Source organism: Embleya sp. NPDC127516 (genome assembly GCF_044765325.1).
Lineage (GTDB): Bacteria > Actinomycetota > Actinomycetes > Streptomycetales > Streptomycetaceae > Embleya.
This window is the reverse complement of sequence record NZ_JBIWJT010000013.1, coordinates 177,606-199,375: the sequence shown is the minus strand read 5'-3', so window position 1 is coordinate 199,375 and position 21,770 is coordinate 177,606. Positions and strand designations below refer to the sequence as shown.

Here is a 21,770-nt window from a genome sequence, read left to right as displayed (position 1 = left end):
CGATGTATCGGTTCGATACATCGGGCCGGTACATCGAGCCGGGGGCACAGGAGCCCCGGCCGGACGAAGGTCGGCTGCGACCGTATCCCACGATCACGGAGGGACCCACGTCCGGCCCGGTCAGCATGGATGGAGGAAGGCGATGAGCAGGCGCGGTGGCGTCCTCGAATTCGCGATCCTCGGCCTGCTGCACGACTCCCCCATGCACGGTTACGAACTGCGCAAGCGGCTCAACACCGTGCTCGGCTCGTTCCGTGCCATCGCCTACGGCACCCTCTACCCCTGCCTGAAGTCCCTGCTGGAACGGGGCTGGCTCGCGGAGGAGGTTCCGGAGGTGACGGCACTCGCCGGCAGCAAGCGATCCCGGATCGTCTACCAGCTGACGGCACAGGGCAAGGAGCACTTCCAAGAACTGCTGTCCGAGTCCGGGCCCTCGGCCTGGGAGGACGAGAACTTCGGCGTGCACTTCGCCTTCTTCGGTCGAACCGACCACGAGGTACGCATGCGTATCCTCGAAGGTCGGCGCAGCCGGCTCGAGGAACGCCTCGACCGGGTGCGCGGGTCGCTGACCCGGACGCGGGAGAAGCTCGACGGGTACACCCTCGAGTTGCAGCGACACGGCTTGGAGTCGGTCGAGCGCGAAGTGCGCTGGCTGAACGAGCTCATCACCGCCGAGCGGCACGCCGGAGCAACTCCGGACGCCGCCGGTCCCGAAACCCCGGTCGACGCGTCGAAGGACGCCGACCGGCTTCGGACCCCCACCCAGGACGTGGCCTCGGACCCGTCCGCATCCAACAACTGAGGTCGCCGGTTCATGGCGGCTTCGTCGAGATCACAGGGAGCAACCGGAATGGGTTCGGTTCGCGTAGCCATCGTCGGCGTGGGCAACTGCGCCGCTTCGCTGGTGCAGGGCGTCGAGTACTACAAGGACGCCGACCCGAACAGCCGCGTCCCCGGCCTGATGCACGTGCAGTTCGGCGAGTATCACGTGCGTGACGTCGAGTTCGTGGCCGCTTTCGATGTGGACGCCAAGAAGGTCGGCTTCGACCTCACGGACGCCATCGGTGCCAGCGAGAACAACACGATCAAGATCTGCGACGTGCCGCCGTCGGGCGTCACCGTGCAGCGTGGGCACACCCTGGACGGTCTCGGCAAGTACTACCGCGAGACCATCGAGGAGTCGACCGAGGCCCCCGTCGACGTGGTCAAGGTCCTCAAGGACCAGGCCGTCGACGTCCTCGTCTGCTACCTCCCGGTGGGCTCCGAGGACGCGGCGAAGTTCTACGCCCAGTGCGCCATCGACGCCAAGGTCGCGTTCGTCAACGCTCTCCCGGTCTTCATCGCCGGGACCAAGGAGTGGGCGGACAAGTTCACCGAGGCGGGCGTGCCGATCGTCGGCGACGACATCAAGTCGCAGGTGGGCGCCACGATCACGCACCGCGTGATGGCGAAGCTCTTCGAGGACCGCGGTGTCCTGCTCGAGCGCACCATGCAGCTCAATGTCGGCGGCAACATGGACTTCAAGAACATGCTCGAGCGCGAGCGCCTGGAGTCGAAGAAGATCTCCAAGACGCAGTCCGTCACCTCGCAGGTCGACCGTGACCTCGGCGCGGACAACGTGCACATCGGCCCGTCGGACTACGTCGCGTGGCTCGACGACCGCAAGTGGGCGTACGTGCGCCTCGAGGGTCGCGCCTTCGGTGACGTTCCGCTGAACCTGGAGTACAAGCTCGAGGTCTGGGACTCGCCGAACTCGGCCGGTGTCATCATCGACGCCGTCCGTGCCGCGAAGATCGCCAAGGACCGCGGCGTCGGTGGCCCGATCCTGTCGGCGTCCTCGTACTTCATGAAGTCGCCGCCGGTGCAGTACTTCGACGACGAGGCCCGCAACGCGGTCGAGTCCTTCATCAAGGGCGACATCGAGCGCTGACCCACCTCACTCGGCCGATCCGGCCGGGTGACCTCGGGTTGATCGAAGGCCCGGCTCCCGCCCAGGAGCCGGGCCTTCGGCGTGCCCGGGTCCGATCGGTGCCGGTCTCCGGTCCGCGTGCCGGGGCCGGCTACGGTGGGCGCCGTGGCCCTCATCCGTGATCTGCGCTCGTTGCTGAAGCTGCGCGACTTCCGTCGGCTCTTCGCCACCCGACTGACCTCGCAGCTCTCCGACGGGGCGTTCCAGGTGGCCATCGCGGGCCAGGCGTTCTTCTCGCCGGAGAAGCAGACCTCGGCGGCCGACATCGCGACCGCGTTCGCGGTCCTGCTGCTGCCCTATTCGCTGGTCGGACCCTTCACCGGGGTGCTGCTCGACCGGTGGCGGCGGCGCCAGGTGCTGGTGCTGTGCAACCTGCTGCGGGCGGCGCTGGTGACGGTGACCGCGGGCCTGGTGCTGCTCGGGGTGCCCGACCCGATCTTCTACGCCGCCGCGCTGGTAGTGCTCTCGGTGAACCGGTTCGTGCTCGCCGGGCTGTCCGCGTCGCTGCCGCGCGTGGTGCCGGCCGAGCGGCTGGTGACCGCGAACTCGGTGTCGCCCACGGCCGGCACGGTCGCGGCGGCGGTCGGCGGCGGGTCGGCGCTGCTGGTTCACGCGTTCCTGGCCGAGGGCTCCGGGGCGACCGCGCTGGTGATCGTGGTGTCAGGGGTGTTGTACCTGGGCTCGGCGGCGGTCGCGGCGACGATGCCGGCCGATCTGCTCGGGCCCGATCCCGATCGGGTGTTGCCCGGCGCGGGGGAGGCGCTGCGCTCGGTGGCCCGCGGGCTGCGCGAGGGGGCGGTGCACGTGTGGCGGCGTCGGGCGCCGGCGCACGCGTTGGCCGCGATCACCGCGATGCGGTTCTGCTACGGCGTGCTGACCGTGATGACCGTGTTGCTCTGCCGCAACACGTTCAACGATCCGGCGGACACCGACGCAGGGCTGGCCACCTTCGGAGTCACGGTGAGCGTCTCCGCGCTCGGCTTCTTCGTCGCGGCCGTGGCCACGCCCGCGATCACCACCCGGATCGGCGTCGCGGCCTGGATCGGCACCTGCGCGCTCGCGGGGGCGGTCTGCCAGACCGCGCTCGGCCTGCCCTTCGTGTTCGCACCGATGGTGGTGGGCGCCTTCCTGCTCGGGGTGACCTCGCAGGGCGCCAAGATCGGCGTCGACACGATCGTGCAGACCACCGTCGACGACGCGTATCGGGGTCGGGTGTTCTCCGTATACGACGTGCTCTTCAACGTCGCGTTCGTGGGCGCCGCCGCCGTCGCGGCGCTGGGGCTGCCCGACGACGGCCGGTCCCCGGCGGTGCTGCTCGGGGTGGCCGGGGTGTACGCGCTGACCGGCGCCCTGTACACGCTGGCAGCGCGTCGCCACCCTCCGGTGATCGTGCAGACCGTCCCGGCGGACGACCGCCGGCCGTAATATCCCTTTTGATGCCGATCACGGCTTATTTCACCCGGCGGTATCCCCAGGAAATTACCTGCGGGTAGTGCATTACCGAGGCCGAGGTTCTAACCTGCACATCCAGCGACTTTCGGCACCTCTGGAGATACTCCATGTCCAATAACGCCGGTTCGGGTGAAAACGATCCTTTGCCGTACATACCGGCGTGGACCGAGAACACCCCGCCGCACGGGCTCCCGCTTCCTCCGCAGGAAGCGTCGATGCCGCATGCGCCCGTCGTACGCCGGGCACCGGTCGACGGGCGCGCGGCGCGCCGCGAGGCGGCCCGGCCGGCCCGGCGTGGGCGCGGGGTGTTGGTCGCGGTGCTGGCCGTACTGCTGGTGGGCGGTACCGCCGCCGGGGGCTGGTGGTACGTGCAGAAGGAGGACGACGGGCCGCGCATCCACGAGGGCGACTGTCTGCGGGACAAGACCGGGATCGACCAGGACCCGGTGCGCTGCGAGGACTCCGCGGCCCGGTTCATCGTGGTCGAGCGTGTGCAGGGCACCACGTTCGCGGGCGTCTGCGACTCGGTACCGGGGGACCCCATCGCGTTGACCTCGGATCCCACCGTGGAGAGCTTCGTGTTGTGTCTCGCCGAGCGGAAATGACGCATCGCTCCTGCGATTAGCTCTTTATGCCCGTTATTCCGCTCACATTCGACCGGGACAAGGGGAATCCCCGCTGCGGGTGTCCGGCCGGAGCCCTAGTGTTCCGGACTGTCTCACCAGTCCCCTGCAACGGAGATCGTCCCCATGTCCAATCCCTTCCCGCCCGACCCCAACGGTCCCCAGCAGCCGAACCAGGGCTGGAACCAGCAGCCGGGTCAGCCGCAGCAGCCCCAGCAGGGTTGGGGGCAGCAGCCGGGCCAACCGCCGCAGGGTGGCTTCCCGCCGGGCGGCTACCCCCAGGGCGGTCAGCCGGGCTTCTACGGCGGCCCGCCGCCGCCCCCGCCGCGCAAGAGCAAGGCCAAGTGGATCGTCATCGGCGTTGTCGTCCTGGTGGTGGCGGTCATCGGCGCGGTAGTCGGCACCGGCGTGTTCAACAAGGACGCCGTCGACAAGGCGAATGTCGGCGACTGCATCACCGGCACCAAGAACAAGAGCCCGAAGGTGGTCTCCTGCTCCAAGTCGGACGCCGCGTTCAAGGTCGTCGCCAAGTTCACCGACACCTCGGACACCGAGAAGTGCAACACCGAGGAGATCGCCCGCAAGGGCTCGGTGCTCGGCCTCTACCGCAAGGGCTCCGACAAGGGCCTGCTGTGCGTGACGGTCACCGACCACACCACCCCGGAGTCGTTCTCGGGCGTGCCCGGTGCCAGCACGACGTTCACCCCCTCCGTCATCGCGCAGATCCAGAAGATCATGGCCGACGGCAAGGTCAGTGACGAGGAGCTCGAGGAGCTGGGCGGGAGCTGAGGCAGCCCCCGCCCGAATCCGGTGGTGGCCCGCTCACGCGCTCCCGTGGGCGGCCCACCACTCCCGAAGCGCCGCGACCGCCGTGTCGTGGTCCATCGGGCCGTGTTCGAGCCGCATCTCCAGCATGTGCCGGTAGGCCTTGCCCACCAGCGGGCCCGGCGGCACGTCCAGCAGTCGCATGATCGCGTTGCCGTCCAGGTCCGGCCGGATCGAGTCCAGCTCCTCCTGCTCGGCGAGCTGCGCGATCCGCTCCTCCAGCGAGTCGTAGGCGCGCGCGAGCGTGGCCGCCTTGCGCTTGTTGCGGGTCGTGCAGTCCGAGCGGGTCAGCTTGTGCAGCCGCTCCAGCAGCGGCCCCGCGTCCCGCACGTAGCGGCGCACCGCCGAGTCGGTCCACTCTCCCGTGCCGTAGCCGTGGAAGCGCAGGTGCAGTTCGACCAGGCGCGTGATGTCGTCCGTGACGTCCTTCGGGTACTTCAGCGCCTTGAGCCGCTTGCGCGTCATGTGCGCGCCGACCATCTCGTGATGGTGGAACGAGACCCGGCCGTCCGGCTCGAAGCGCCGCGTGCGCGGCTTCCCGATGTCGTGCAGCAGCGCGGCCAGCCGCAGGATCAGGTCCGGCTCGCCCGGCGCCTCCAGCGCCATCGCCTGCTCGAGCACGGTGAGCGTGTGCTCGTACACGTCCTTGTGCCGGTGGTGTTCGTCCACCTCCAGGCGCAGCGTGGGCAGCTCGGGCAACACCCGCGCGGCCAGCCCCGTGGAGACCAGCAGTTCCAGGCCCTTGCGCGGGTGGTCGGAGCAGATCAGCTTGTTGAGCTCGTCCCGCACCCGCTCGGCGGAGACGATGTCGATCCGCTCGGCCATGTCCGTCATCGCCGCGACCACCTCGGGCGCGACCTCGAAGTCGAGCTGCGCGGCGAAGCGCGCGGCCCGCATCATCCGCAGCGGGTCGTCGCCGAAGGACGCCTCGGGCGTGCCCGGCGTGCGCAGCACCCGCGCGGCCAGGTCCTCCAGCCCGCCGTGCGGGTCGACGAAGGTGATCCCGGGCAGTGCGACCGCCATCGCGTTGACCGTGAAGTCTCGGCGGACCAGGTCGTCGTCGATCGAGTCGCCGTAGGAGACCTCGGGCTTGCGCGAGGCGCGGTCGTAGGCCTCGGAGCGGTAGGTGGTGATCTCGATCTGGTAGTCCGGCGAGTCCGCGAGCTTCTTGCGGCAACCGACCGTGCCGAACGCGATCCCCACGTCCCACACCGCGTCCGCCCACGGGCGCACGATCGCCAGCACCTGTTCGGGGCGGGCGTCGGTGGTGAAGTCGAGGTCGTTGCCGAGCCGGCCGAGCAGGGCGTCCCGCACCGAGCCGCCGACCAGCGCGAGCGTGTGCCCGGCCGCCTCGAAGCGACGGGCGAGGTCGTCGGCGACGGGGGCGACGCGCAACAGTTCGGTGACGGCGCGGCGCTGTACGGCGCTCAGTTCGCCGGTGGCCGGCGGGTCGTCCGGGTGGGGTGTGTTCTTGGCGTTCGGCACGGGAGACAAGGTTACGGGTCGAGGCCGCGGGTCTCGCGCGCATTACGCCGCGGCCGAGGCCGCGAGCGGGCCGCGCGATGGAGTGATCATGGCGTTATGGCGTGGCGCATGTCGCACTAAGCTTGGCGGATGCCTTCCGAGACCACGCCGCCGCGCCGTCGGCTGCAGGTGGTCGAGGAGACCTCGGCGGGTGGTCTGGTGGTCGATCGACTCACGTTGCGCGCGGCGTTGATCGCGCGCCGGGACCGACGCGGCCGGCTGTTGTGGTCGTTGCCCAAGGGGCACATCGAGAACGGCGAGAGTGTGGTCGACGCCGCGTTGCGCGAGGTCGAGGAGGAGACCGGCATCGTGGGTCGGGTGCTGGCCCCGCTCGGGGTGATCGACTATTGGTTCACCGCGCCGGACCGGCGGGTGCACAAGACCGTCCACCACTACCTCATGGAGGCGGCGGGCGGGGATCTGTCGGACGACGACATCGAGGTCGAAGCGGTGGCTTGGGTTCCGCTCGGCGCGCTCTCCGCGCGTCTCGCCTACCCCGACGAGCGGCGATTGGTCACGCTCGCCCCGGAACTGTTGGCGGACAGCGCGTGAGCGATGGACGGTTCCGATCCGGGACCCCGACGAACGTGCCCCGCGGCCGGCCGGCCGCCATCCTGATACTGATCCTGGCGCTCGCCGCCGGGCTGTTGTCGATGATGCCGCCGAACATCGCGCGCGCCGCCGACGGCGACGGGATCCAGGTCCTGATCACCAGGATGACGCCGGTGGCCAAGGCCGGCGGCACCATCACCATCGAGGGCCAGGTGCTGAACTCCGGCACCAAGACGATCGACTCGGCCGAGGTCGCGGTCCGGCTCCGCACCTCCGAACCGCTCTTCCGCAGCGGCATCAGCTCGGCCGAGGACGCCCAGTCGGGCGGCACCCTGCTGCGCGATCCCAAGCCGGTGACGCTGCGCAACCTGGCACCGGGCACGGCCCAACCGTGGACGTTCACCTTCCGCGCCGACCCGCTCGGCCTGGTCGAGGCCGGCGCCTATCCGCTCGCGATCGAGGCCAGGGCCGGCGGCAAGACGATCGGCGCGGCCCGCACCTTCCTGCCGTGGATCCCCAAGAACGGCCTCAAGGACGTCAAGAGCATGCGGATCGGCATGGTCTGGCCGCTGGTCGATCGGCCGCACCGGGACGGCACCACGCTCGGCGACGAGGCCCAGACGCCGGTCTTTCGCGACGACGACCTGGCCGCGTTGTTCGCGCCGGGCGGGCGGCTGTACGACCTGGTGAACATCGGCACCGGGATGAAGGTCGACTGGGTCGTCGACCCCGAGCTGCTGGACTCCGCCACCCGGATGGCCGGCGGCTATCGGGTCGCGCCGCCGGGCAGCCTGGATCCGGACAAGCCGAAGAAGTCCCGGGACGGCAAGACCCCGAGCGACGAGGACACCGCCAAGGCGACGCCGAACCAGATCGAGAACACGCTCGCGGGCGGCGGCGGCCAGGTCGCCGCCGGATGGCTGGATCGGCTCAAGACCGGCATCGGCGCCCAGCCGGTGATCGCCCTGCCCTACGCCGACCCCGACCTGGCCGCCGTCGCGCACGCGCTGGACGCGGGCAAGGCGGACCTGCGCCCGCAACTGAGCGAGGCCCAGGCCGAAGCCGCCACCGTCATGCAGCGCACGTTCGCCCGCCCGGTACGCAACGACGTGGCGTGGCCCACCGGCGGCGCGCTGGACCCCTCGATCGTCGACCTCGCGATCGGGAACGGCGCGAGCACCGTGCTCACCTCCGGGGCGAGCCTGCCGCCGACCAAGGAACTCAACGTCACCCCCCTGGTGACCGCGGCCCTGCCGGGAGCCGACAAGGGCACCGCGCTGGTCACCGACCCGGACATCGACAAGACCCTGACCGCGGACACCAGGGCGCCGGGACAGAGCGTGCTGACCACCCAGCAGCTGCTGGCCGAGCTGCTGACCATCGCGCTCCAGGAGCCCACCCTCAAGCCCGCCCGCAGCCTGCTGATCGCCCCGCCGCGCACCATGGACGCCTCGCTGGCCGGCGTGCTCAAGGACGTCATGAACGCCTCGGTCGACTGGACCCACGGCGCCACCCTGGCCGAGCTCGCCGCCGAGCCCGCCCCGCTGCCCGCGCGCAAGCTCGCCGGCTACCCCAAGGACGTCCGCGCCAGCGAGCCGTCCGAGCAGTACATCGCCGAGACCGACAACCTGGTCCGGTCGATGCAGACCTTCGCCTCGATCCTGACCCGGCCCGAGCGGGTCACCGGCCCGTTCAACCCCGCGCTGCTGCGCCTGCTGTCGACCCAGTGGCGCGGCGACCCCCGGGGCGCGGACCGCTATCGACTCGGCGTCACCCGCGGCCTGCGCGAACTCGAATCACTCGTCTACATCATCCGCAGAACCGGTGTGACGCTCTCCGGCGAGGAGGGCAATATCCCGGTCACCGTGGTGAACAACCTCCAGCAGCCGGTCACCGTACGGATCGCGGCCGTCTCGCATCAGCCCAACCGGCTCAAGCTGGGCGACGCGACCACCGTGACGGTGCCCGACGGGCGGCGCCGGGAGGTGCCGATCTCGGCGAAGTCGGCCGCGAACGGCAAGGTCATGGTCGACGTCCAGTTGCTCACCCCGGACGGGAGAGCGGTCAAAACGCCCGAGTCGTTCTTCGTCAACACGACCACGATCGACGCGCTGACCCGCTGGATCATCGGCGGCCTCGCCTTCCTGCTCGCGGTCTTCTCGCTCCGCGCGTTCCTGCGCAAACGTCGGGAAGCGGCCCTTGCCCCGGACACGAACGGCGAGGATGGTGAGGACCGCGACGACGCGCCGTCGGATCCCGACTCTTTCGACGACACCGAAAACGACCGGAACGAACCGACCTCCGGGTGGCCGCCACCCCATCCCGTGGCACCCCACGCCGGCGGAAACGGACCGCCCGATCCGGCCGACCCGCGCGGACACACACCGTCGAGATCCACGACCGACCGCCCCGAATGAGAAAGTGGGCACCGGACACTCAACCTGACCGAGAAGACGAGGGCCCGCCCGCATGAGCGACCGGAGCGACGAACGTCAGCCGTACACCGGCGGCTCCGCCGAGCCGGACGACGGCGCGCACGACGATCCCTACCGGGGTCGGCCGCCCGCCGACCCGTACCTGCAGCAGTACGTCGACCCGTACGGACAGCCGGCCGATCCCTACGCCGCGCAGCCGCACGATCCGTACGCGCAGCCGGGCGACCCTGGCTACCACGACCCCAACGCGCCACAGCCGGGGTACGGCGAGCAGCCCTATCCGCAGCAGGGCGGCTATCCGGGCCAGGGCGGCTACGGCGGCGGGCCCGAACCGGTCTACGGGGATCCGTACGGCTCCGGGTCGGGTCAGGGCGGCTACGACCCGTACGCGCAGCAGCAGTCCCCGCAGCAGGCCGCCCAGGACGGCGGCGGCGCGTGGTTCCGGGACGAGTTGAGCGATCCGCCGGCGAACGACCCGTACGTGGGCGTGGACGAGCTCTTCACACCGGAGGCCCCGCAGTACTACGACCCGTCCCCGCCGTACGACCCGTCCGGGCAGGGCGGGCAGCCGCACCAGGCCCAGCAGTACGGCGGCGGTTACGGCTCGGGCGACCCGTACCAGCAGCAGCACCAGGTCCCACCGGCCCAGAACTACCCCCCACAGCAGCCGCACCAGCAGCCCCATCAGCAGCAGGCGCACCAGCAGCCGGTGCACCAGCAGGCGTACGTCCCGCAGCAGCCGAGCCCGCAGCAGGGGCAGGGCGGCTGGGGCGACTACGACCGACCGGGCGGCTGGCTGATGGACCAGACGCTGACCGGCATCAACCTCGGCCTCGCCGGCGACATCGCGGGCATGCCCTCCTACACCGAGGCCTACCAGCGCTACGAGACCCAGCACCGGGCCGAGGCCGCGGCCGCGTCGATGTCCGCGAGCGCGGTCCTGGACGCCCCGCCGGTGCCGCTGAACCCGTCCACGTCGCCCGTCTACCGGATGCCCGGCTCGGGCGCCGAGGAGCGCATGGCCGGCATCCCGGTCGGCGGCGAAGGCAAGAAGGGCAGCAAGCTCGGCGGGATAATGCGATCCTCCGCCGTGATGGCGGCGGGCACGATCGTGTCCCGGATGACCGGCTTCGTGCGCAACCTGGTCGCCGCGGCGGCCCTGGGCACGGCGATCCTGGCGAACACCTACAACGTCGCCAACACGATGCCGACGCTGTTGTACATCCTGGTCGGCGGCGGCGCGCTGAACGCGGTCTTCGTCCCCCAGCTGGTGCGCGCGATGCGCCAGGACGACGACGGCGGCGAGGCGTACGCGAACCGTCTGCTCACCCTGGTCATGACGGTGCTGGCGGGGCTGGTGGTGATCGCCTGGCTGGGCGCGCCGCTGCTGATCCGGGCCTTCGCGAACTCGCTCGCCAAACACCATCAGGACTACGAGCTGGCGATCACCTTCGCCCGCTACTGCCTGCCGATCATCTTCTTCATGGGTCTGCACGTGCTGTTCGGGCAGATCCTCAACGCGCGCGAGCGCTACGGCCCGATGATGTGGACCCCGGTCCTGAACAACATCGTCATCATCGCCACGTTCGGCCTCTACATCTGGGTCGCCGGCACCGCGAAGAACACCGGGCAGAACTCGGACACCATCACCCCGGACGAGATCCGGCTGCTCGGCCTGGGCACGCTGCTCGGGATGATCGTGCAGTCGATGGCGATGGTCCCGTATCTGAAGGCCGCCCGGTTCCGCTTCCGGCCCCGGTTCGACTGGCGCGGCTCGGGGATGGGCAAGGCGCTCGGACTGGCCAAGTGGACGTTCCTGTTCGTGCTCGCGAACCAGGCCGGCTACCTGGTGGTGACCCAGCTCGCGACCGCGATCGACGTCAACGCCCGGGACGAGAACATCCAGTACGGCGTCGGCTTCACCGCGTACAGCAGCGCACTGCTGATCTGGCAGTTGCCGCAGGCGGTGATCACCGTGTCGGTGATGACCGCGATGTTGCCGCGGATGAGCCGGGCCGCCGCCGACGGCGACCTGGCCAGCGTGCGCGGCGACATCTCCTCCGGATTGCGCCTGTCGGCGGTGGCGATGATCCCGTGCGCGGCGATCTTCGTGGCGCTGGGCCGGGACATCGGCGGCTTCATCTTCGCCCCGACCGGCGAACAGAGCGCGCACTGGATCGGCTACATGCTGATGGCGCTGGGCCTGGGCCTGATCCCGTACTCGGCGCAGTACGTATTGCTGCGCGGGTTCTACGTGTACGAGGACACCCGCACGCCGTTCCTGAACACGGTCTGGATCGCGGGCGCCCAGGCCGCGTTCGCGGGCCTGGCGTTCATCGCGCTGCCCACCAAGTGGGCCGGTGTCGGCATCGCGGGCGGCTACAGCCTCGCCTACCTCGTGGGCGTGGTGCTGGCCGCGCAGCGGCTCAAGAAACGACTCGGCGACCTGGACGGCCGACGGGTGACCCGGACGTACACCCGGCTGCTGATCGCCGCCGGGATCGGCGGCGCCGCGGCGTTCTTCGTGGCCCGGATGTGCACCGGCCACTTCGGCTCGGCGATGGGTGGCTCGGCGATCGCCGTGGGCGCGGGCATCGTGACCATGTTCGTGGTCTTCTTCATCGCGGCGAACCGGATGCGGGTCGAGGAGATGAGCGCGATGACCGGGATGATCAAGGGTCGCCTCGGCCGCTGACCGCGAGCCCGTCCGGAGTGTCTACATCCGCCCGCCGAATCCCCCACCGGGAATTCGGCGGGCGGATCCGTGGGGGATGTACCACCATGGGCGAGTGAGGGTGTGCCGTGCGCCTGAACCGGGGTAAAGCTCCCGATACGCCGGTCTCGGTTTCCTTTCGGATCTTGTGACGAGGCAACCCGAGACGCGGTCCGGGAGTCTCATGTTGTGTGGAGGTCGTCCCTGGCCAACGGCCGGAGATGGCTCACCTCTACGATGAGTACGCCGACGAGGAGGATGAGGCCGAGGTGACGGACCGAACCGCAGGATCCGTCGACCTAGCGACGGACGAGGCAAACCCCGTACCGACAAAGGCTTCTGATACATCGTCGGACAATCCGGTCGGTTCGGACGGCAAGGTCTCCGGAAACACCACCACGGTTCTGCCCGTCGGTACCGAGCCCGAATCCGATTCGGTCGAGGAAGTCGCGGCCGAGGCCGGCGCGGTCACCGCATCAGCGAACGGCGGCGCCGGGAAGGGCGATTCGCCCGAGACCGCGGACGCACCCGCCGCGGAGCTCCCCGCCGCCGAAGCCACGCCCGCCTCCGCCACACCCGCACCGGACGCGCCCGTCGAGGACGAACCGGTCACCCACAAACGGGCGAAGCGCAAACCCGCGAGGGCCGAGACCACGGCCGCGGACCCCACGCCCGACGACACCGCGACCGCGAAGCCGAGCGAGACCGAGCCCGCCACCCCGCGCACCGGCGTGGACGCCGCGGCGGACGCGCCGGATCCCGCCCCGGAACCGGCGCCGCCCCGGGTCGCCGTCAGCCGGGGCACCCGACTGGCCGACCGCTACCGGCTCGAACACCGCCTCTCCCAGAACGGCCGCAGCGAGACCTGGCGCGCCGTCGACGAGAAGCTGCGGCGCGCGGTGGGCGTGCACATCGTGCCCGCCGGAGGAGAGCACGGCCGCGCCGTGATCGCCGCCGCCCGCGCCGCCGCGCTGATGGGCGACCCGCGCTTCGTCCAGGTGCTCGACTGCGCCCAACAGGACGGCCTGATCTACGTGGTGAAGGAGTGGCTGCCCGACGCGGACAACCTCACCAAGGTCTTCGAGAGCGCGCCGCTGCCGCCGCACGAGGTCTACGAACTCTCCCGCGCGGTCGCCCAGGCGATGTCCGTCGCCCACCGGGCCGGCCTCTCCCACCTGCGCCTGACGCCGGAGAACGTGCTGCGCATGCACACCGGCCAGTACAAGATCGTCGGCCTGGCCGTCGAGGCCGCCCTGTACGGCCACGACACCACCGACGCGGCCCGCGACGACACCCACGCGGTCGGCATGCTGATGTACGCGGCGCTGACCCGGCGTTGGGTCGACGGCACCGAATACGGGCTCCAGGCCGCGCCGTTCACCGGCGGCAAGCTGTGCGCACCCGGCCAGATCCGGGCCGGTGTGGACGACACGCTGGCCGCGCTGGCGATGCGCGCGCTCGGCCACGAGGTCAAGCACGACCCGGCGTTCGAGACTCCGGGCGAACTCTCCGCGGCGATCGCCGCGATCCCGGAGATCCATCCGCCCGAGCAGGGCGAGATCGTCGGCGGCCCGGAGCAGGACGAGTACCCCGTCTACACGCCGACGCCGACCCGGACCGTCTACACCTCGGCCGGCTACGGCGGCGGCTCGAACGGCTCGGTCCGACCTCCGATCGCGCCACCGCCGCCGCTGGGCGGCCGGTTCGGCGCGACGGTCAAGGGCGCGGTCGCGGTACTGGTGGTACTCGCGATCGTGTTGGTGACCTGGCAGGTGGCCAGCCATCTGGGCGACGGGGAGAAGAAGGAGGACCCGTTGAAGCCGCAGGGGGGCACCTCGTCGTCGGTCCCGCCGCCGAGCACCGCGGCCCCGACTCCGGTCACGTCGACGCCCAAGAACGCCCGGGAGATCTCCATCGGCGGCGGTTCGCCGACCCAGGCGGACGCCGCGAAGCTGACCATCGACGGGAACCCCGCGACCTACTGGCGCACGAACTACATGGTCGACGGCCCGGCGATCACCTACAACCGCAAGGGTTACGGCATCGTCTACGACCTGGGCGCGGTGCACGAGATCCAGAGCGTCGAGATCCAACTCGGCGCGGGCGGACCGCGCACCGACATGAAGCTGATGGCGGCGCCCGACGCGAAGTCGATGCCCACCTCCGAAAGCGCGTTCCGGGTCGAGGTCGGCCAGGCGTCGACCTCCGAGAACACCCTGAGGATCACCGCGGCCAAGCCCGTGAAGGCGCAGTACGTCCTGCTGGTGATGACCGCGATGCCCAAGGTCGAGGCGAGTGTCGGCGACTACCAGATCTACAACGCCGGCTACCAGAACGCCTGGCGCGAGGTCACCTTCACCACGCTCGGCTGACCCGTCGCGACGATCGAGGCGAACCCCTCGCCAACCGGTGGCCGGCCCGTGCCAGGATGATCCCGGCACAGGGGGAGGTAGGCAGTGGGCACCGAGCAGACCGGATCGGCATACGCGGACGTCACCGACGCCGATCTGCTCTCCCGGCACGGCGGCGGCGACCCCGACGCGTTCGGCGAACTCGTCCGCCGACACCGCGACCGGCTGTGGGCGGTGGCCCTGCGCACCTTGGGAGACCGCGAGGAAGCCGCTGACGCCCTCCAGGACGCCCTGGTTTCCGCGTACCGTGCCGCGGGTCGGTTCGAGGGCCGTTCGGCCGTCACGACGTGGCTGCACCGGATCGTGGTGAACGCCTGCCTGGACCGGGCCCGGCGCAAGGCCGCCCGGCCGGCCGTACCGCTGCCCGAGGATCTCGACCAGCGACTGCCCGCGCCCGTGCACGAGGATCCGGCGATTCGCGGCGAGACCCGAGCGGCGGTGCTCGCCGCGTTGGCCACGCTGCCGGCCGAACAGCGCGCCGCGCTGGTGCTGGTGGACATGGAGGGCTATCCCGTCGAGGAGGCGGCCCGGATCCTCCAGGTCGCGTCGGGCACCATCAAGAGCCGCTGCGCCCGGGGCCGGGCCAAGCTGCTGCCGCTGGTGCGGCACCTGCGCGAGGCCGGACCACCCGGGGCGGATCGGGCACACGGGAACCCCGGAGCCGGACAATCCGTCCCATCGACGGACGGCCGCCCGAGAGCCGGCGGTCCGACCCCCGACACGGGTGGCACGAGCATGGAGGGAGGTGGCGCACGATGAGCGAGCACATCGACGTCGAGGTGCTGTCCGACCTCGTCGAAGGACTGCTCACCCCGGAGCGCGCGGCCGCCCTGGACGCGCACCTCGCCGAGTGCGCCGAGTGCCGCGACACCCGGGACGCGCTCGCGGAGGTCCGCGAGTTGCTCGGCGGTCAACCCCCCGAACCGATGCCGGCCGACGTGATCACGCGGATCGACCAGGCGCTCGCTCTGGCCGCGCTCCCGCCGCCGCGACCCGCCGAGGCACCCTCGGTGGGGATCCCCACCGCGGAACTCTTCGCCCTGCCGACCCCGGTTGCTCCGGTCCCGCCGTCCGCCCCGGCCGACGCCCGGACCGGGGCCGGCGACGACAACGTCGTCCGGCTCGACTCCGCCCGCCGGCGGCGCCGGCGCGGTCCGCTGCTGCTCGCGGCGGCCGCCGTGGCCGCGGTGGCCCTCGGCGTCACGGTCGTGGTCGGCACCGGTGGTGAGGACCGCGACTCGTCCGGCCGCCCCGCCGCCGCCAGGGACAACTCCGCCGTGTCCGCGCCCCAGGGCGGGGCCGGGGCGAGCGCCAAGGCCGGCGACCAACCGGGCGCGAAGTCCGAGGAACAGGCGCCGAGCCTGGAGAAGCCGTCCATCGCCGCGCCCCGCGAGTACACCGCCGCCGGACTGCCGCAACAGATCTCGCAACTGCTCCGCCGCGGCACCGTCCCGCCGACCCGGGAACTGCCCGGGTGCGTCGCGACCGCGGTCGGCCCGAACGCGGCGCGAGCGCTGGCCGTCGACACCGGTACCTATGCCGGCGTCCCGGCCTGGGTGGTGGTCCTGGACGGCTCGAACGCCGGCCGGGTCAAGGTGGTCATCGTGGACTCGTCCTGCACCCGAGCGCACTCGGCGGCGCCTTCGAGCACGTTCGCGGGCTCGGTACTGCTGAGCACCGAGGTCGCCCGAGGGTGATCCCCGGCACGCCGCGCCCGCGGCGTTGGGACCCGGGAATGGTGCGCACCTAGGATCCGTTGTCGAACGAGACACCGCATCTCATCGGGGCGCGGGGCTCGCAGACCCGCACAGCCGACGCCGGTCACCGGCACGAGGCTCGACAAGGAACCAGGAAAGGCTCAGCGTGAGCGACGTCCGCAACGTGATCATCATCGGATCGGGTCCGACCGGGTACACGGCCGCCGTCTACGCAGCACGCGCGGACCTGAAGCCGCTGGTCTTCGAAGGCGCCGTCACTGCGGGCGGCGCGCTGATGAACACCACCGAGGTCGAGAACTTCCCCGGCTGGCCGGACGGCATCATGGGTCCGGACCTGATGGACAACATGCGCAAGCAGGCCGAGCGCTTCGGCGCCGAGCTGATCCCCGACGATGTCGTGGCCGTCGACCTGACCGGCGACGTCAAGACCGTCACGGACGGCGCGGGGACCGTGCACAAGGCGCACGCGGTGATCCTGGCGACGGGGTCCGCGTACCGCAAGCTCAACCTGCCCAACGAGGACGCGCTGTCCGGTCGGGGCGTCTCCTGGTGTGCCACCTGCGACGGCTTCTTCTTCCGGGACCAGGACATCGCCGTGGTCGGCGGTGGCGACTCGGCGATCGAGGAGGCCACGTTCCTCTCCCGCTTCGCCCGCTCGGTGACGGTGATCCACCGCCGGGACGAACTGCGGGCGAGCAAGGCGATGCAGCACCGCGCGTTCGCCGACGAGAAGATCTCCTTCGCGTGGAACAGCGAGGTCGCCGAGATCGTGGGCGACGGCAAGCTCACCGGCGTCAAGCTGCGCGACACGGTGACCGGTGAATTGCGCGACCTGGCGGTGACCGGTCTGTTCATCGCGGTCGGCCACGACCCGCGCACCGAATTGCTGAAGGACCAGATCGAGTTGGACGCCGAGGGCTACATCAGGGTCGACGCGCCGACCACGCACACCAACCTCACCGGTGTCTTCGCGGCGGGCGATGTCGTGGACCACACCTACCGACAGGCGATCACCGCGGCCGGCACCGGATGTGCCGCCGCCCTCGACGCCGAGCGCTACCTCGCCTCGCTCGCCGACGACGCCTGAGGCACACCCGTCCGGCGGTTTTCGTTCCGCCTTCCCGCAGTCGAGCACAAGCCACCCGAGCAGACCGCCACCCGAGCACACCGAGGAGCAACCATGGCCGGGGCCACCACCACCGTCACCGACAAGACCTTCGACACCGACGTCCTGATGAGCGACAAGGCCGTGCTCGTCGACTTCTGGGCCGAGTGGTGCGGCCCGTGCCGCCAGATCGCCCCCGCCCTGGAGCAGATCGCGGAGGAGAACGCCGACAAGCTCACCGTCGCGAAGCTGAACATCGACCAGAACCCGGAGATCACCACCCGCTACGGCGTGATGTCGATCCCGACCCTGCACGTGTTCAAGGGCGGCGAGATCGTCAAGACGATCGTCGGCGCGAAGCCGAAGTCGATGCTGCTCAAGGAGCTTGCCGAGTACGTCTGAGCCGACGCGTTCCACGCACCGGCCGCACGGCACACGAGGGGCGCTTCCCGGAACCGGGAAGCGCCCCTCGTGCGTGTCAGGGCGTACCGTCGACCGGCGGGTGGGCGGCGAACGCGAGCCGCACACCCCGCCCGCTCGAGCCGGAATCCGGGCCCCGAGAGCCCCGCTCCGGTACGGGAACGGCCGAATGCGCGCGTACGATCGAGTGTTGCGTCAAAACTCGGGAGGACTCCTTTCCATGACCATGCAGCGGCGGTACCGACGCGGTGACACCGGCCCCGCAGTGGCCGAGATCAGGTCCAAACTGGTGCTGCTCGGCCTCCTGCCCGCCGGTGCCCACGCCGTCCACGGCACCGGCGACACGGACGGCCACGGCGGCTACGCGGACGCGGTGTTCGACGATTCCGTGGACCTGGCCGTCCGGCATTTCCAGCAGCAGCGCGCGATGACCGTGGACGGCGTCGTCGGCCCGGAGACCTACCGTCACCTCGACGAGGCACGGTGGCGCCTGGGCGACCGCATGTTGTCCTACTCGATCGGTCACCCGACGGTCGGGGACGACGTGGCCACCCTGCAACAGCGACTGCTCGACATGGGCTTCGACTGCGGCCGGGTGGACGGCATCCTGGGCCCGGCCACCGAGCGCGCCCTGCGCGAATTCCAGCGCAACTACGGACTCGGCGCGGACGGTACGTGCGGACCGGCCACGTTCCGAGCCCTCGACCGGCTCGCGCGCACGGTCGTCGGCGGCCAACCGCACGCGATGCGCGAGTCGGAGCTGCTGCACCGCTCCGGCCCCTCGCTGGCCGGCAAGACCGTGGTCATCGACCCGGGCCACGGCGGCACGGATCAGGGCGTGACGGCGCACGGGCTGACCGAGGCCGAGATCGTCTGGGACCTCGCCCGGCGGCTGGAGGGCCGGCTGTCCGCCCTGGGCGTGCAGGCGTACCTCACCCGAGGCCTGGACTCCGACGGCATCGGCGAGGAGGATCGCGCGGCCTTCGCCAACGCCACGGACGCGGACCTGGTCATATCCCTGCACGCGGACCGCAACGAGAGTCCGCGCGCCGCGGGCGTCTCCTCGTACTACTACGGCAGCGGCAGCGACCGGTACGGGCGGCGCTCGCCGACCGGGGAGCACTTCGCGAGCCTGGTCCAGCGCGAACTCGTGGCGCGCACCGGCATGGTGGACGGCCGCACGCACGGGAAGGCGTGGACGCTGCTGCGGCGCACCAGGATGCCCGCCGTACGGATCGAGGTGGGCTACCTCACCAACGCGGAGGACGCGGCCCGACTGGCCTCGTCGGAATTCCGCGACCACGCCGCCGAGTCGGTGGTGGTGGCGCTCCAGCGGCTCTACCTGCCGCCGGAGGAGGACGTCCCCACGGGGATGTTGCGGCTGCCCGTCTTCACCTGAGCCGATCGGCCTTCGCCCGATCGCACGTCGGGTCCTCGGGTACGACCGGATCCACCGGCCGGCGTGAACCCCGCGGCAGCGCGTGGACCGGGATCACGGGCCCGTCCGGCGTCCACGGCGTCGGGACCGGCCCTCGCGGACGCGGCGACCCGGCGAGCAGCCCGCCGACGAATCCGCCGACGGCACCCACTCCGAGACCTGCGACGACCCAGCGCATCGATCTCATCGCCCCTCCACGGGTGGTGCCGCGTTTCACGTGAAACGCGGCGCGAACAGTGACACCGCGCACGGCGGGCCGGACGACACGTTTCACGTGAAACACAAGCAAGGAAGGGGCCCTCGGTCAACGACCGAGGGCCCCTTCCCGCGTTCCTTTGCCGACTACGGGACGAGCAACGAGGTTTCCGTGCCGGCTGCGGACGTCGAATCCGCCTCCCGGTCCGCGTCCTCCGGGTCCACGTCCACCGGGTCCACGTCCACCGGCGTCACCGCCACCGCGTCCACGTCCGCCGCGTCCGCCGAAGCCGCGCCGGCCCGAACGGGCCCGGTCTGACCGGGCAGTTCCGGCTCGGACAGCCGCTTGGCGAAGTGGTCGCCCTCGCCGGGTGCCATCGAGGCGAGGATGCGCTCCAGGTCCTCGATCGAGGCGAACTCGACGACGATCTTCCCCTTCTTCTGCCCGAGGACGACCTTCACCTCCGTCTCGAAGCGGTTCTTGAGCCGGTCCGCGAGATGGTTCAACGCGGGCGCGACGATCCGACCGGCACGCGGCTTGTGCGCCTTGGACTTGGCCGGACCCTCGTTGTTGATCGAGCGGGCGATCTCCTCGACCGTCCGCACGGTCATGCCCTCGGCGATGATCCGCTTGGCAAGCTTGGTCAGTTCGTCGGGTCGATCCTCCAGCGCCAACAACGCCCGCGCGTGACCGGCGAGCAACGTGCCGGCCGCGACCTTGGAGCGGACCTCCACCGGCAACTTCAACAGCCGCATCGTGTTGGTCAGATGCGGACGCGAGCGACCGATCCGGTCGGCCAGCTCCTCCTGCTTGCAGTCGAACTCCTCCAACAACTGCTGGTAGGCCAGCGCCTCTTCCAGCGGGTTGAGCTCGGAGCGGTGCAGGTTCTCCAGAAGCGCGTCGAGCAGCAGCTTGTCGTCGTCGGTCACCCGGACGATCGCCGGGATGTGGGTCAGCCCGGCCTTGCGGCAGGCCCGCCACCGCCGCTCGCCCATCACCAGCTCGTAGGTGCCCTCGGCGGTCGCCCGAACCACGACCGGCTGGAGGACGCCCACTTCCCGGATCGACTGGACCAGCTCGGCCATCGCGTCCTCGTGGAACACCTCACGCGGCTGGCGGGAGTTCGGCACGATCAGATCGAGCAACAACTCGGCGTACAGCGCGGCGGCGGGCGCGGGTTCGGTCTTCGGTGAATCCTGCACCGGGACCGACGTCGGCGACAGCGCCGACTCGTCCGTCGCTATCTCCGCCATCTTGCGCAGGGTCGCCGCAGCGGAGGACGAGGGCTGCAACGGTCGAGGGGGGATGAGCGATCCGAGCCCCTTGCCCAATCCCCTGCGTTGCCCGCTCATACTTCCTCCTTCGCCTTCGCCACGCCGCGCAGCGCCATCTCCCGAGCCGCTTCAAGATACGACAACGCCCCGGTGGAACCCGGGTCGTAGGTCATCACGGTCTGCCCGTAGCTGGGTGCCTCGGAGATGCGCACCGAACGCGGAATCGCGGTGGGCAACACCTCGTCCGGGAAGTGGTCGCGCACCTCCTGGGCCACCTGGGAGGCCAGCCGCGTCCGGGCGTCGTACATGGTGAGCAGGATCGTCGACACCGCCAGGTTCGGGTTCAGGTGCGCCCGGACCAGTTCCACGTTCCGCAACAACTGCCCGAGGCCCTCCAGCGCGTAGTACTCGCACTGGATCGGGATGACCACCTCGGCACCGGCCACGAGCGCGTTCACGGTCAACAGGCCGAGCGACGGCGGGCAGTCGATCAGGATGTAGTCCAACGGCTGCTCGTACGCCGCGATCGCGCGTTGCAGCCGGCTCTCCCGAGCGACCAGCGAGACGAGTTCGATCTCGGCGCCGGCGAGGTCGATCGTGGCCGGCGCACAGAACAGGCCCTCGACGTCGCGCACGGGCTGGACGACCTCGGCCAGGTCGCGGCCCTCGACCAGCACCTCGTAGATCGACGGCGTGCCCGCGTGATGGTCCACCCCGAGCGCGGTGGAGGCGTTGCCCTGCGGGTCGAGGTCTATCACCAGGACACGGGCACCGTGCATGGCCAGCGCCGCCGCGAGGTTCACGGTCGACGTGGTCTTGCCGACGCCACCCTTCTGGTTCGCGACCACCATGACCCGGGTGCGCTCCGGGCGGGGAAGCCCCTCCGAAGCACGGCCCATCGTCTCGACGGCCTGTCTGGCCGCTCGGGCGATGGGTGTGTCTTCGATACCGGGCGCCTCTGTTTCACGTGAAACGTCGATGGGGGCACCCACTCGGGGCGCCGGCATCGAGGCTGTCGGGTACTCGGACGGCAACGGTCCACTCTCCTCTCCTGCCGCGGCGACATGGGAACTCGGGCCGACGGAATGACCACGCACTGCGGCGGCACCCTCAGA

At 70.7% G+C, this 21,770-nt stretch carries 17 protein-coding genes; 14 read left to right on the top strand and 3 right to left on the bottom strand.

All coding sequences use genetic code 11. From position 1 onward, the window contains the following. The first annotated feature begins 142 nt into the window (after positions 1-142). From ACIRL2_RS25960 to ACIRL2_RS25940, 5 genes are all read left to right on the top strand, one after another. On the top strand, positions 143-802 hold the full coding sequence (locus ACIRL2_RS25960; RefSeq protein ID WP_395867789.1) for a PadR family transcriptional regulator: 660 nt from the start codon (positions 143-145) through the stop codon (positions 800-802). Between the two features lie 48 nt (positions 803-850). Continuing rightward, the gene (locus tag ACIRL2_RS25955; RefSeq protein ID WP_395867788.1) at positions 851-1,930 is read left to right on the top strand and encodes an inositol-3-phosphate synthase; all 1,080 of its coding nucleotides are present in this window, start codon (positions 851-853) and stop codon (positions 1,928-1,930) included. Between the two features lie 144 nt (positions 1,931-2,074). Further along, complete coding sequence (locus tag ACIRL2_RS25950; protein WP_402234819.1) at positions 2,075-3,394, top strand: MFS transporter; 1,320 nt, start codon at positions 2,075-2,077, stop codon at positions 3,392-3,394. 242 nt (positions 3,395-3,636) lie between these two features. After that, positions 3,637-4,026, top strand: coding sequence for a hypothetical protein (locus ACIRL2_RS25945; protein ID WP_395867784.1), 390 nt, complete (start codon positions 3,637-3,639; stop codon positions 4,024-4,026). Between the two features lie 144 nt (positions 4,027-4,170). Further along, complete coding sequence (locus ACIRL2_RS25940) at positions 4,171-4,833, top strand: hypothetical protein (protein ID WP_402234816.1); 663 nt, start codon at positions 4,171-4,173, stop codon at positions 4,831-4,833. Between the two features lie 33 nt (positions 4,834-4,866). Here the strand turns inward: ACIRL2_RS25940 and ACIRL2_RS25935 are convergent, their stop codons facing one another. Next, positions 4,867-6,354, bottom strand: coding sequence for a CCA tRNA nucleotidyltransferase (locus tag ACIRL2_RS25935; protein WP_395867780.1), 1,488 nt, complete (start codon positions 6,352-6,354; stop codon positions 4,867-4,869). 129 nt (positions 6,355-6,483) lie between these two features. Here ACIRL2_RS25935 and ACIRL2_RS25930 point away from each other — a divergent pair, with 129 nt between their 5' ends. The 9 genes from ACIRL2_RS25930 (at position 6,484) to ACIRL2_RS25890 (ending at position 19,146) form a co-directional block, all read left to right on the top strand. Next, the gene (locus tag ACIRL2_RS25930; RefSeq protein ID WP_395867777.1) at positions 6,484-6,945 is read left to right on the top strand and encodes an NUDIX hydrolase; all 462 of its coding nucleotides are present in this window, start codon (positions 6,484-6,486) and stop codon (positions 6,943-6,945) included. A gap of 35 nt (positions 6,946-6,980) precedes the next feature. After that, the gene (locus ACIRL2_RS25925; protein WP_402234812.1) at positions 6,981-9,362 is read left to right on the top strand and encodes a DUF6049 family protein; all 2,382 of its coding nucleotides are present in this window, start codon (positions 6,981-6,983) and stop codon (positions 9,360-9,362) included. A 52-nt stretch (positions 9,363-9,414) separates the two neighbouring features. Then, positions 9,415-12,075 (top strand): murein biosynthesis integral membrane protein MurJ, encoded by a 2,661-nt coding sequence (murJ, locus tag ACIRL2_RS25920; protein WP_402234809.1) that lies wholly within the window; start codon positions 9,415-9,417, stop codon positions 12,073-12,075. A gap of 239 nt (positions 12,076-12,314) precedes the next feature. Then, positions 12,315-14,465 (top strand): protein kinase family protein, encoded by a 2,151-nt coding sequence (locus ACIRL2_RS25915; RefSeq protein ID WP_402234806.1) that lies wholly within the window; start codon positions 12,315-12,317, stop codon positions 14,463-14,465. A gap of 84 nt (positions 14,466-14,549) precedes the next feature. Beyond that, positions 14,550-15,263, top strand: coding sequence for an RNA polymerase sigma factor SigM (gene sigM, locus ACIRL2_RS25910; protein ID WP_395867769.1), 714 nt, complete (start codon positions 14,550-14,552; stop codon positions 15,261-15,263). Then, positions 15,260-16,201 carry an anti-sigma factor family protein gene (locus tag ACIRL2_RS25905; protein WP_395867767.1) on the top strand — a complete coding sequence of 314 codons (942 nt, stop codon included), beginning with the start codon at positions 15,260-15,262 and terminating at the stop codon, positions 16,199-16,201. Before sigM ends, ACIRL2_RS25905 begins: the two co-directional genes overlap by 4 nt. Before the next feature lie 166 nt (positions 16,202-16,367). After that, positions 16,368-17,309: a thioredoxin-disulfide reductase gene (gene trxB / locus ACIRL2_RS25900; protein WP_402234800.1), complete on the top strand. Its 942-nt coding sequence runs from the start codon at positions 16,368-16,370 to the stop codon at positions 17,307-17,309. 93 nt (positions 17,310-17,402) lie between these two features. After that, the gene (trxA, locus tag ACIRL2_RS25895) at positions 17,403-17,729 is read left to right on the top strand and encodes a thioredoxin (protein WP_395867763.1); all 327 of its coding nucleotides are present in this window, start codon (positions 17,403-17,405) and stop codon (positions 17,727-17,729) included. Positions 17,730-17,967: 238 nt separating this feature from the next. Next, positions 17,968-19,146, top strand: a complete 1,179-nt coding sequence (locus tag ACIRL2_RS25890; RefSeq protein WP_402234798.1) for an N-acetylmuramoyl-L-alanine amidase — start codon at positions 17,968-17,970, stop codon at positions 19,144-19,146. Between the two features lie 381 nt (positions 19,147-19,527). Here the strand turns inward: ACIRL2_RS25890 and ACIRL2_RS25885 are convergent, their stop codons facing one another. Continuing rightward, positions 19,528-20,733, bottom strand: a complete 1,206-nt coding sequence (locus ACIRL2_RS25885) for a ParB/RepB/Spo0J family partition protein (RefSeq protein ID WP_402234795.1) — start codon at positions 20,731-20,733, stop codon at positions 19,528-19,530. Beyond that, positions 20,730-21,662 (bottom strand): ParA family protein, encoded by a 933-nt coding sequence (locus ACIRL2_RS25880; protein WP_395867965.1) that lies wholly within the window; start codon positions 21,660-21,662, stop codon positions 20,730-20,732. Before ACIRL2_RS25880 ends, ACIRL2_RS25885 begins: the two co-directional genes overlap by 4 nt. Between the last annotated feature and the right edge of the window lie 108 nt (positions 21,663-21,770).